Origin of the sequence: Hylemonella gracilis ATCC 19624 (assembly GCF_000211835.1) — a bacterium.
GTDB classification, from domain to species: Bacteria; Pseudomonadota; Gammaproteobacteria; order Burkholderiales; family Burkholderiaceae_C; genus Hylemonella; species Hylemonella gracilis.
This window is the reverse complement of sequence record NZ_AEGR01000065.1, coordinates 47,387-59,812: the sequence shown is the minus strand read 5'-3', so window position 1 is coordinate 59,812 and position 12,426 is coordinate 47,387. Positions and strand designations below refer to the sequence as shown.

Here is a 12,426-nt window from a genome sequence, read left to right as displayed (position 1 = left end):
GCGAAGGCGGCAAGACCGTCGGCGCCGGCGTCGTGGCGAAGATCATCGAGTAAGAGAGTCGCGTAGGGGTATAGCTCAATTGGCAGAGCGTCGGTCTCCAAAACCGAAGGTTGTAGGTTCGATTCCTACTGCCCCTGCCACCTGACAGATCGCGAGATCGGTTGGGTTTGTTCGAAAAGCCCGCCACAACCTGGCGGGCTTCAGCGTCTCCAGGGGCGCTGGCGGGTTGTAGGGAATCGGTTCAGAAATATGGCAACGTCACAAGTCGAAACGGTCGGTAGCGGGTTGGACAAGCTCAAGCTGGCGGCGGCGGTCATCCTGCTGCTGGCGGGCTTCGTGGCTTTTTACAGTCTGAGCGCCCACGGCGGCTTGCTGCGCTGGGGTTCTTTGCTGCTGGCGCTGGCCCTGGCGATTGCCATTTTCTTCACGGCCCAGCCGGGTCGTGACCTCTGGGGCTTTGGTCGTGATGCCTGGCGTGAAGTGGGTAAGGTGGTCTGGCCCACCCGCCGCGAGTCCATCCAGATGACTTTGTACGTCTTTGGTTTTGCCGTGGTGATGGCGCTGTTTCTGTGGCTGACCGACAAAACCCTGGAGTGGGTGATTTTTGATCTTTTGCTGGGCTGGAGGAAGTGATGATGGCGGACGCAATCGATACCTCTTCCACTCTGCCGGCCCAGGCCAAGAACCCCGACCTGCGCTGGTACGTGGTTCATGCCTATTCGGGCATGGAGAAGGCGGTCGAGCGCAACATCCTCGAGCGCATCAACCGCGCGGGCTTGCAGGGCAAGTTCGGTCGCATCCTGGTGCCCATGGAAGAGGTGGTGGAGGTCAAGAACGGCCAGAAGCGCACCACGGAACGCAAGTTCTTCCCGGGGTATGTGCTGGTCGAGATGGTGATGGACGACGAGAGCTGGCACCTGGTCAAGCACACCAGCAAGGTGACGGGTTTCGTGGGCGGCGGCAAGAACAACCGGCCGACGCCGATCTCCGAAGAGGAGGTCATGAAGATCGTCAACCAGATGCAGGAAGGTTCCGACAAGCCGCGTCACAAGGTGGAGTTCACCGTGGGTGAGCTGGTGCGCGTCAAGGAAGGTCCGTTCACCGACTTCAACGGCGCGGTCGAGGAAGTCAACTACGAGAAGAGCAAGGTCCGCGTGGCGGTCACGATCTTCGGTCGCTCGACCCCGGTCGAGCTGGAGTTTGGACAGGTCGAAAAGACCTGATCCGCCACCGTTCAATTTTCAGTTCGCGCTTCCCGACTCGGCGCGGATGTGGTCTCGATGAGTCGTCAACCCCGGGGAGCCTCGGCGCGTAGCCGAAGCGTTTTCACCCGCAAGGAGTAAAGCATGGCGAAGAAAATCGTCGGTTTTATCAAGCTGCAAGTGCCGGCTGGTAAGGCCAATCCCTCGCCGCCGATTGGCCCCGCGCTGGGCCAACGCGGTTTGAACATCATGGAGTTCTGCAAGGCGTTCAACGCCCAGACCCAGGGCGTCGAGCCCGGTCTGCCGCTGCCGGTGGTGATCACCGCGTTCGCGGACAAGAGCTTCACCTTCATCATCAAGACGCCCCCGGCGACCGTCATGATCAAGAAGGCCATCAAGCTGGACAAGGGCTCTTCCAAGCCGCACTTGGACAAGGTTGGCAAGATCACCCGCGCTCAGCTCGAGGAGATCGCCAAGACCAAGATGAAGGACATGACCGCCGCCGATCTGGACGCCGCAGTGCGCACGATCGCTGGCTCCGCCCGATCCATGGGCGTGAATGTGGAGGGCGTGTGACATGACCAAGCTCACCAAAAAAGCCAAGACCCTGCAGGGCAAGGTTGACAGCACCAAGCTGTACCCGCTGGGCGATGCCCTCAAGCTGGTTCAGCAGTTCGCCACCGCCAAGTTCGATGAGAGCATCGACGTGGCCGTGCAGCTCGGCATCGACGCGAAGAAGTCTGATCAAGTGGTTCGTGGCGCCGTTGTGCTGCCGCACGGCACTGGCAAGACCAAGCGCGTGGCCGTGTTCGCCCAAGGCGCCAAGGCTGAGGAGGCCAAGGCCGCCGGCGCCGACGTGGTCGGTATGGACGATCTGGCTGCCCGCGTGAAGGCTGGCGACATGCCCTTCGACGTGGTCATCGCCGCGCCCGACGCGATGCGCGTGGTCGGTACCCTGGGTCAAGTGCTCGGTCCCCGTGGCCTGATGCCCAACCCCAAGGTCGGCACCGTGACGCCCGACGTGGCCACGGCCGTGAAGAACGCCAAGGCAGGTCAAGTGCAGTTCCGCGCCGACAAGGCCGGCATCGTGCACGGCACCATTGGTCGCCGCTCCTTCGACGCCGCCAAGCTGCAAGGCAACCTGGCCGCGCTGATCGACGCCCTGAACAAGGCCAAGCCGGCCACCAGCAAGGGCATCTACCTGCGCAAGGTCGCGGTGTCGTCCACGATGGGTGTGGGCGTGCGCGTGGATACGCAGACGATCGCGGCCTGAGGCCACGGCGTCAGTGAAGAGGATTTGAGTCGCCCGCGAGGGTGGCTCGATGTGGTGGGCCGGAAGGCGGCGCAACTCAGCTTGCGAAGTTTTCCGGGTCATCCGAGACCGCTGGTGCGTGGTGCCTCGTCGGAGGGAACGCTTAATTTCCAGCGCAGATGGCGATCCCGCTGCAGATGGATAAGGCATTGGATGCCAGTTCCGAAACAGTTGGTCGCTGCAAGAGAGGCGCATCGGCGGGCGTCATGCAAGCCGATGCATTTTGAAGGAGTTAGACCTTGAGTCTGAATCGCAGTGAGAAAGAAGCGGTCATTTCCGAAGTGACCGGCCTCGCCGCTCAAGCTCAAACGCTCGTGATGGCGGAATACCGCGGCGTCACGGTCGCGGCCATGACCAAGCTGCGCTCTGAAGCCCGCAAGCAGGGTGTGAGTCTGAGTGTTCTGAAGAACACCCTGGCCCGCCGTGCCGTGGCTGGCAGTGCGTTCGAAGTCGTGAGCGACCAGATGACCGGCCCGCTGATCTATGGCTTCTCCGCCGATGCCGTGGCCGCTGCCCGCGTGGTGGCCGACTTCGCGAAAACCAACGACAAGCTGGTGATTCGCGGCGGCGCATACGGTGGCAAGGCCCTGGACGTCAATGGCGTGAAGCAGCTCGCAAGCATTCCCTCCAAGGAAGTGCTGCTGGCTCAGCTGTGCGGCTTGCTCAAGTCGCCGATCTCCCGCACCGCCGTGGTGCTGGGTGCTTTGGCGGCGAAAAAAGGCGAAACGGCCGCCGCCTGAATGGGCGCGACCAGTCAACCAACTTAGTGGAATTTGAAGGAATCAAAAATGGCATTCGATAAAGACGCATTTCTGACCGCGCTGGACAGCATGACGGTCATGGAACTCAATGACCTGGTCAAGGCCATCGAAGAGAAGTTTGGCGTGAGCGCCGCCGCCATGGCCGCCCCGGCCGCCGGTGGTGGCGGTGGTGGTGCCGCTGCTGCTGAAGAGAAGACCGACTTCAACGTCGTGCTGACCGACGCTGGCGCCAACAAGGTCTCCGTCATCAAGGCCGTGCGCGAAATCACCGGCCTGGGCCTGAAGGAAGCCAAGGACCTGGTGGACGGCGCTCCCAAGACCGTCAAGGAAGCCCTGCCCAAGGCTGACGCCGAAGCCGCCAAGAAGAAGCTGGAAGAAGCCGGCGCCAAGGCCGAACTCAAGTAATTCGACCTTGCTCGAAGGCTGGAGTGACCTGCAAAGGCACTCCAGCCTTTGGTGCTTAGAGGAGAGCCTCCAGAGCACACCCGGAAAAAGCGCCACAATGGCGCTCTTTCCGAGTGTCTTCTGACCCCGACTGCAGAAGACGCCTTGGTTCGGGCCGTGTGCAATGCGCGGCCGTCCGCCAGAGGTTGGTAGCGGCCAACCACCAAGCCTGCTGACGTGCGCGCGCGCGCGTCCGACGCGCCAGTCGCCTAGAGCCTCATAGCCCGGAGATCTCATGGCCTACACCTTTACCGAACGCAAGCGCATCCGCAAGAGCTTCGGCAGCCGCGATAGCGTGCTGGAAATTCCTTACCTCCTGCAGATGCAAAAGGACGCCTACACAAGCTTCCTGCAGGCGGACTTGTCCTCCACCAAGCGCAGGCCCGAGGGCTTGCAAGCCGCCTTTGAATCGGCGTTCCCCATCGTCTCGCACAACGGGTTTGTCGAGATGAAGTTCCTCGAATACAACCTGGCCAAACCCGCCTTCGACGTGCGTGAATGCCAGACCCGTGGCCTGACGTTCGCCTCGGCCGTGCGCGCGCGCGTGCAGCTCATCATCTATGACCGCGAGTCCTCGACGCCGCAAAACAAGGTGGTCAAGGAAGTCAAGGAGCAAGAGGTCTACATGGGCGAAGTGCCCCTCATGACCGACAAGGGCTCCTTCATCATCAACGGCACGGAGCGCGTGATCGTCTCGCAGCTGCACCGCTCGCCGGGCGTGTTCTTCGAGCATGACAAGGGCAAGACGCACAGCTCGGGCAAGCTGCTGTTCTCGGCCCGCATCATTCCCTACCGCGGCTCCTGGCTCGACTTCGAATTCGATCCCAAGGACATCCTCTATTTCCGCGTGGACCGTCGCCGCAAGATGCCCGTCACGATCCTGCTCAAGGCCATCGGCCTGAATCCGGAAACCATCCTCGCCAACTTCTTCGTCAACGACAACTTCCGCCTGCAAGACAGTGGCGCGCAGATGGAGTTCGTGTCTGAACGCCTGCGCGGCGAAGTGGCGCGTTTCGACATCACCGACAAGTCGGGCAAGGTGATCGTCGCCAAGGACAAGCGCATCACCGCGCGCCACACGCGTGAGCTGGAGCAGTCCGGCACCACGCACATCAGCGTGCCGGAAGACTTCCTGATCGGTCGCGTGGTCGCGCGCAACATCGTCGATCCGGACACGGGTGAAATCATCGCCAAGGCCAACGAAGAGCTGACCGAGGCCCTCTTGAAGAAGCTGCGTTCCGCCAACGTGCAAGAGCTGCAATGCATCTACACGAACGAGCTGGACCAAGGCGCCTACATCAGCCAGACCCTGCGCATCGACGAAACGACGGACGAGTTCGCCGCCCGCGTGGCCATCTACCGCATGATGCGCCCCGGCGAGCCGCCCACCGAGGACGCCGTGCAAGCGCTGTTCCAGCGCCTGTTCTACAACCCGGACACCTACGACCTGTCGCGCGTGGGCCGCATGAAGTTCAATGCCAAGCTGGGCAATTCGGACCCCGCGGGCCCCATGGTGCTGACCAACGAGGACATCTTGGCCGTGGTCAAGATCCTCGTGGACCTGCGCAACGGCCGCGGCGAAGTCGATGACATCGACCACCTGGGCAACCGCCGCGTGCGTTGCGTCGGTGAACTGGCCGAGAACCAGTACCGCACCGGTCTGGCGCGCATCGAGAAGGCCGTGAAGGAGCGTCTGGGCCAGGCTGAACAAGAGCCGCTGATGCCGCACGACCTGATCAACTCCAAGCCGATTTCCGCGGCGCTCAAGGAGTTCTTCGGCGCGTCCCAGCTGTCCCAATTCATGGACCAGACCAACCCGCTGGCCGAAATCACGCACAAGCGTCGCGTCTCGGCCCTGGGCCCGGGCGGTCTGACCCGCGAGCGCGCTGGCTTCGAGGTGCGCGACGTGCACGTCACGCACTACGGTCGCGTCTGCCCGATTGAAACGCCGGAAGGCCCGAACATCGGTCTGATCAACTCCCTGGCCCTGTATGCCCGCCTGAACGAATACGGCTTCATCGAGACGCCGTACCGCCGAGTGGAAGACGGCAAGGTCACGACCAAGATCGACTACCTCAGCGCCATCGAGGAAGGCAAGTACGTCATTGCCCAGGCCAACGCCACGCTGGACAAGGACGGCAAGCTGACCGACGAGTTGGTGTCCGCCCGCGAGAAGGGTGAATCCATCCTCTGCGGCGCTGACCGCATCCAGTACATGGACGTCTCGCCCGCGCAGATCGTCTCCGTGGCCGCTTCGCTGGTGCCTTTCCTGGAGCACGACGACGCGAACCGCGCGCTGATGGGCGCCAACATGTCGCGTCAGGCCGTGCCCGTGCTGCGTCCGGAAAAGCCGTTGGTTGGCACCGGCATCGAGCGCGTGGCCGCCATTGACTCCGGCACCGTCGTGACGGCGACGCGCGGCGGCGTGGTCGACTCGGTCGATGCCACTCGCATCGTGATCCGCGTCAACGACAACGAAGCCGTGGCCGGTGAAGTGGGCGTGGACATCTACAACCTCATCAAGTACCAGCGTTCCAACCAGAACACCAACATCCACCAGCGTCCCATCGTCAAGAAGGGCGACAAGCTGGCCAAGGGTGACGTGATCGCGGACGGCGCCTCGACCGACCTGGGCGAGATCGCCATCGGCCAGAACATGCTGATCGCCTTCATGCCCTGGAACGGCTACAACTTCGAGGACTCGATCCTGATCTCGGAGCGCGTGGTGGCCGACGACCGCTACACCTCGATCCACATCGAGGAGCTGGTGGTCATGGCGCGCGACACCAAGCTGGGCGCCGAGGAAATCACCCGTGACATCCCGAACCTGAGCGAACAGCAACTCAACCGCCTGGACGAGTCCGGCATCATCTACGTCGGTGCCGAAGTGGTGCCGGGCGATGTGCTGGTCGGCAAGGTCACGCCCAAGGGCGAGACCACGCTGACCCCGGAAGAGAAGCTGCTGCGCGCCATCTTCGGCGAGAAGGCTTCCGACGTGAAGGACACCTCGCTGCGCGTGGACCAGGGCTCGCAAGGCACCGTCATCGACGTGCAGGTCTTCACCCGCGAAGGCATCCAGCGTGACAAGCGCGCTCAGCAGATCATCGACGATGAACTCAAGCGCTTCCGCCTGGACCTGAACGACCAGCTGCGCATCGTCGAGGCCGACGCCTTCGACCGCATCGAGAAGCTGCTCAACGGCAAGACCGCCAACGGTGGCCCGAGCAAGCTGGCCAAGGGCAGCAAGATCGACAAGGCCTATCTGGCCTCCATCGAGAAGCACCACTGGTTCGACATCCGCCCGGCGGACGACGAAGTGGCGTCGCAACTCGAATCGATCAAGAACAGCCTGGAGCAGACCCGCCACAGCTTCGACCTCGCCTTCGAAGAGAAGCGCAAGAAGCTCACGCAGGGTGATGAGCTGCCCGCGGGCGTGCTCAAGATGGTCAAGGTCTACCTGGCCGTCAAGCGCCGCCTTCAGCCTGGCGACAAGATGGCCGGCCGTCACGGCAACAAGGGGGTGGTCTCCAAGATCACCCCGGTCGAGGACATGCCTTACATGGCCGACGGCACGCCCGTGGACATCGTGCTCAACCCGCTGGGCGTGCCTTCGCGCATGAACATCGGTCAGGTGCTCGAGGTCCACCTGGGCTGGGCCGGCAAGGGCCTGGGCCAGCGCATTGGCGACATGCTGCAGCGCGAGGCCGCCACGACCGAGATCCGCGGCTTCCTGGAGCAGGTCTACAACAGCGCTGGCCGCAAGGAAGAGCTGGCCAAGCTGAAGGACGACGAACTGCGCCTGATGGCCCAGGAACTCACCAGCGGCGTGCCCTTCGCCTCGCCCGTGTTCGACGGCGCGACCGAGGAAGAAATCCGCGGCATGCTCAAGCTGGCCTACCCGGACGACGTGGCCAAGGCCAAGGGCCTGAACGAGACCCGCACCCAGGCTCAGTTGTACGACGGCCGCACCGGCGACGCCTTCGAGCGCACGACCACCGTGGGTTACATGCACTACCTGAAGCTGCACCACTTGGTCGACGACAAGATGCACGCGCGTTCCACCGGCCCGTACTCGCTGGTCACGCAGCAGCCGCTGGGCGGCAAGGCACAGTTCGGCGGCCAGCGTTTCGGCGAAATGGAAGTGTGGGCGCTGGAAGCCTACGGCGCGTCCTACGTGCTGCAGGAAATGCTCACCGTCAAGTCCGACGACGTGCAGGGCCGCACCAAGGTGTACGAGAACATCGTCAAGGGCGAGCACGCGATCGAGGCCGGCATGCCGGAATCGTTCAACGTGCTGGTCAAGGAAATCCGTTCCTTGGGCCTGGACATCGAGCTCGAAAGGAGTTGACGACCCCCCCTGTGCCGCTTCGCGGCTTCCCCCTAGGGGGACAACACCAGTGGTCCGGCAAAGCCGGTCCCACGGTGTTCCACGGTTAAGTCATCTCAAAATTATTGAAGGAAGTTCATCATGAAATCCTTGTTAGACCTGTTCAAGCAGTTCACTCCGGATGAGCATTTCGATGCCATCAAGATCGGCCTGGCTTCGCCCGAGAAGATCCGTTCCTGGTCTTTCGGCGAGGTGAAGAAGCCCGAGACCATCAACTACCGCACCTTCAAGCCCGAGCGCGACGGTCTGTTCTGCGCCAAGATCTTTGGCCCGATCAAGGACTACGAGTGCCTGTGCGGCAAGTACAAGCGCCTCAAGCATCGCGGCGTGATCTGCGAGAAGTGCGGCGTTGAAGTCACGCAGACCAAGGTGCGTCGCGAGCGCATGGGCCACATCGACCTGGCCGCGCCCTGCGCCCACATCTGGTTCCTGAAGTCGCTGCCGTCGCGTCTGGGCCTGGTGCTGGACATGACGCTGCGCGACATCGAGCGCGTGCTGTACTTCGAAGCCTATGTGGTGACCGACCCCGGCATGACGCCGCTGAAGAAGTTCAGCATCATGAGCGAGGACGACTACGACGCCAAGGTCAAGGAATACGGCGACGAATTCCAGGCCAAGATGGGCGCCGAAGGCATCAAGGAACTGCTGCAAGGCATCGACATCGAAGTCGAGATCGAGCGCCTGCGCAATGACCTGACCGGCTCCGAGATGAAGGTCAAGAAGAACGCCAAGCGCCTGAAGGTGCTCGAAGCGTTCAAGAAGTCCGGCATCAAGCCCGAGTGGATGGTGCTGGAAGTGCTGCCCGTGCTGCCGCCGGACCTGCGTCCGCTGGTGCCGCTGGACGGCGGCCGCTTCGCGACCTCCGACCTGAACGACCTGTACCGCCGCGTCATCAACCGCAACTCGCGTCTGCGCCGCCTGCTGGAGCTCAAGGCTCCGGAAATCATCGCGCGCAACGAGAAGCGCATGCTGCAGGAAGCCGTGGACAGCCTGCTGGACAACGGCCGCCGTGGCAAGGCCATGACGGGCGCGAACAAGCGCGCGCTCAAGTCCCTGGCCGACATGATCAAGGGCAAGAGCGGTCGTTTCCGTCAGAACTTGCTGGGCAAGCGCGTCGACTACTCGGGCCGTTCCGTCATCACCGTGGGCCCGACCCTCAAGCTGCACCAGTGCGGCCTGCCCAAGCTGATGGCCCTGGAGCTGTTCAAGCCCTTCATCTTCTCGCGCCTCGAGGCCATGGGCATCGCCACGACCATCAAGGCCGCGAAGAAGGAAGTCGAATCCGGCACGCCGGTGGTCTGGGACATCCTGGAAGAGGTGATCAAGGAGCACCCGGTGCTGCTGAACCGCGCGCCCACGCTGCACCGCCTCGGCATCCAGGCCTTCGAGCCCATCCTGATCGAAGGCAAGGCCATCCAGCTGCACCCGCTGGTCTGCGCCGCCTTCAACGCCGACTTCGACGGCGACCAGATGGCCGTCCACGTGCCGCTGTCGGTGGAAGCGCAGATGGAAGCCCGCACCCTGATGCTGGCCTCCAACAACGTGCTGTTCCCCGCCAACGGCGAACCGTCCATCGTTCCTTCGCAGGACGTGGTGCTGGGTCTGTACTACACGACCCGTGAGCGCACCAACGGCAAGGGCGAAGGCATGGTCTTCGCCGACGTGGCCGAAGTGCAGCGCGCGCTGGATTCGGCCCAGGTCGAACTGACCGCGAAGATCAGCGTGCGCCTGACCGAGTGGAACAAGGACAAGGCCACGGGTGAATTCGTGCCCGAGACCAAGCTGGTCGAAACCACGGTGGGTCGTGCCCTGTTGTCCGAAATCCTGCCCAAGGGCTTGGCTTTCGAGAACATCAACAAGGCGCTCAAGAAGAAGGAAATCTCCAAGCTCATCAACGTCTCCTTCCGCAAGTGCGGTCTGAAGGAAACCGTGGTGTTCGCGGACAAGCTGCTGCAGAACGGCTTCCGCCTGGCCACGCGCGCGGGCATCTCGATCTCGGTCGACGACATGCTGGTCCCCAAGGAAAAGCAGGAAATCATCGAGGCCGCCGAGAAGGAAGTGAAGGACATCGAGCAGCAGTACGTCTCGGGTCTGGTCACCGTGGGCGAGCGCTACAACAAGGTGGTGGACATCTGGGGCAAGGCGGGCGACAAGGTCTCCAAGGTCATGATGGACCAGCTGCGCGTCGAGAAGACCACCGACCGCCACGGCAAGACGGTGGATCAGGAGTCCTTCAACTCCATCTACATGATGGCCGACTCGGGCGCGCGTGGCTCCGCCGCGCAGATCCGTCAGCTGGCCGGCATGCGCGGTCTGATGGCCAAGCCGGACGGCTCCATCATCGAGACGCCCATCACGGCCAACTTCCGTGAAGGCCTCAACGTGTTGCAGTACTTCATCTCCACGCACGGCGCCCGCAAGGGCTTGGCCGACACGGCGTTGAAGACGGCCAACTCCGGCTACCTGACCCGTCGCCTGGTGGACGTGACGCAGGATCTCGTGGTGACGCAGGAAGACTGCGGCACGCACGATGGTTCGCTGATGCGCGCCATCGTCGAGGGTGGTGAAGTCATCGAGTCGCTGCGTGACCGTATCCTGGGCCGCACCGCCGCCGAGGACGTGCTGCACCCCGAGACGCGTGCCGTGCTGGTGCCCGCGGGCCAGATGCTGGACGAGGACACCATCGAGGAAATCGAGCTGCTCGGCGTCGATGAAGTCAAGGTTCGCACCGCGCTGACCTGCGCGACCCGCTTCGGCATCTGCGCCAAGTGCTACGGCCGCGACCTGGGTCGCGGCGGCCTGGTCAACGTTGGTGAAGCCGTCGGCGTGATCGCCGCCCAGTCCATCGGTGAACCCGGCACGCAGCTGACCATGCGTACCTTCCACATCGGCGGCGCGGCTTCTCGCGCGGCCATCGCCTCCAGCGTGGAAGCCAAGTCCAACGGCGTGATCGGCTTCAACGCCACCATGCGCTACGTGACGAACAGCAAGGGCGAGCTGGTGGTGATCGCCCGCTCCGGCGAGATCGTCATCCATGACGAGCACGGCCGCGAGCGCGAGCGCCACAAGGTGCCTTACGGCGCCGTCCTGACCGTCAAGGCTGACCAGGCCGTGAAGGCTGGCGCCATCCTCGCCAACTGGGACCCGCTGACCCGCCCGATCATCACGGAATTCGCCGGCCAGGTGAGGTTCGAGAACGTCGAGGAAGGCCTGACGGTGGCCAAGCAGGTGGACGAGGTGACGGGCCTGTCGACGCTGGTCGTGATCGACCCCAAGCGCCGCGGTTCCGCCAAGGTCGTGCGCCCGCAGGTCAAGCTGCTCGACGCCTCGGGCTCGGAAGTCAAGATTCCGGGCACCGACCACTCCGTGACCATTGGCTTCCAGATCGGCGCGCTGATCCAGGTGCGCGACGGCCAGGACGTGGGCCCCGGCGAAGTGCTGGCCCGTATCCCGGTTGAAGGCCAGAAGACCCGCGACATCACGGGCGGTCTGCCGCGCGTGGCCGAGCTCTTCGAAGCCCGTTCGCCCAAGGACAAGGGCGTGCTGGCCGAGCAGACCGGCACGGTCTCCTTCGGCAAGGAAACCAAGGGCAAGGTGCGCCTGCAGATCACCGATCCCGAAGGCAAGGTCTGGGAAGAACTCGTGCCCAAGGAAAAGAACATCCTGGTGCACGAAGGCCAGGTGGTCAACAAGGGCGAAAGCATCGTCGACGGTCCGGCCGATCCGCAGGACATCCTGCGCCTGCTGGGCATCGAGGAGCTGTCGCGCTACATCGTTGACGAAGTGCAGGACGTCTACCGTCTGCAGGGCGTGAAGATCAACGACAAGCACATCGAAGTGATCGTGCGCCAGATGCTGCGCCGCGTCGTGGTCGAGAACTCCGGCGACTCCAACTACATCCAGGGGGAGCAGGTCGAGCGTTCGGAGATCCTCAACACCAACGACGCGCTGCGCAAGGACGGCAAGATCCCCGCGAGCTACACCAACCTGCTGCTGGGCATCACCAAGGCCTCGCTGTCGACGGATTCGTTCATCTCCGCGGCTTCCTTCCAGGAAACCACGCGCGTGCTGACCGAAGCCGCCATCATGGGCAAGCGCGACGAGCTGCGCGGTCTCAAGGAAAACGTCATCGTCGGTCGCCTGATCCCCGCGGGCACCGGCATGGCCTACCACGAGGCCCGCAAGGTCCGCGAGGCCATGGACGAGTCCGAGCGCCGCGCCATCGCCGATGCCGAAGCGGTCGAGCTGGCAGCCGCTCAGGCCAGCAGCGAAGGCGCCGCGACCACGGCCGCCGAGCAAGGCGAGTGATCGCCGCTGCGT

At 63.4% G+C, this 12,426-nt stretch carries 8 protein-coding genes and 1 tRNA gene; all 9 read left to right on the top strand.

Annotation, left to right across the window (positions count from 1 at the left end; all coding sequences use genetic code 11):
* Nucleotides 1–64 precede the first annotated feature (64 nt).
* Nucleotides 65–140 (top strand) — tRNA-Trp (locus HGR_RS11065).
* Nucleotides 141–249: 109 nt separating this feature from the next.
* On the top strand, nt 250–633 hold the full coding sequence (gene secE / locus HGR_RS11060) for a preprotein translocase subunit SecE (RefSeq protein WP_039853271.1): 384 nt from the start codon (nt 250–252) through the stop codon (nt 631–633).
* The gene (gene nusG / locus HGR_RS11055) at nt 633–1,223 is read left to right on the top strand and encodes a transcription termination/antitermination protein NusG (protein WP_406564778.1); all 591 of its coding nucleotides are present in this window, start codon (nt 633–635) and stop codon (nt 1,221–1,223) included. The genes secE and nusG overlap by 1 nt, the downstream gene beginning before the upstream one ends.
* A 123-nt stretch (nt 1,224–1,346) precedes the next feature.
* Nucleotides 1,347–1,778 carry a 50S ribosomal protein L11 gene (gene rplK, locus HGR_RS11050; RefSeq protein ID WP_006298333.1) on the top strand — a complete coding sequence of 144 codons (432 nt, stop codon included), beginning with the start codon at nt 1,347–1,349 and terminating at the stop codon, nt 1,776–1,778.
* Nucleotide 1,779: 1 nt separating this feature from the next.
* Nucleotides 1,780–2,475 carry a 50S ribosomal protein L1 gene (gene rplA, locus HGR_RS11045; protein WP_006298332.1) on the top strand — a complete coding sequence of 232 codons (696 nt, stop codon included), beginning with the start codon at nt 1,780–1,782 and terminating at the stop codon, nt 2,473–2,475.
* A 278-nt stretch (nt 2,476–2,753) separates the two neighbouring features.
* A complete protein-coding gene (gene rplJ / locus HGR_RS11040; protein WP_006298331.1) occupies nt 2,754–3,254 on the top strand; it encodes a 50S ribosomal protein L10 in 501 nt (166 codons plus the stop codon).
* Nucleotides 3,255–3,302: 48 nt separating this feature from the next.
* A complete protein-coding gene (gene rplL, locus HGR_RS11035; protein ID WP_006298330.1) occupies nt 3,303–3,680 on the top strand; it encodes a 50S ribosomal protein L7/L12 in 378 nt (125 codons plus the stop codon).
* 274 nt (nt 3,681–3,954) lie between these two features.
* The gene (gene rpoB, locus HGR_RS11030; RefSeq protein WP_006298329.1) at nt 3,955–8,067 is read left to right on the top strand and encodes a DNA-directed RNA polymerase subunit beta; all 4,113 of its coding nucleotides are present in this window, start codon (nt 3,955–3,957) and stop codon (nt 8,065–8,067) included.
* 120 nt (nt 8,068–8,187) lie between these two features.
* The gene (rpoC, locus tag HGR_RS11025) at nt 8,188–12,414 is read left to right on the top strand and encodes a DNA-directed RNA polymerase subunit beta' (RefSeq protein ID WP_006298328.1); all 4,227 of its coding nucleotides are present in this window, start codon (nt 8,188–8,190) and stop codon (nt 12,412–12,414) included.
* Nucleotides 12,415–12,426: the final 12 nt, after the last annotated feature.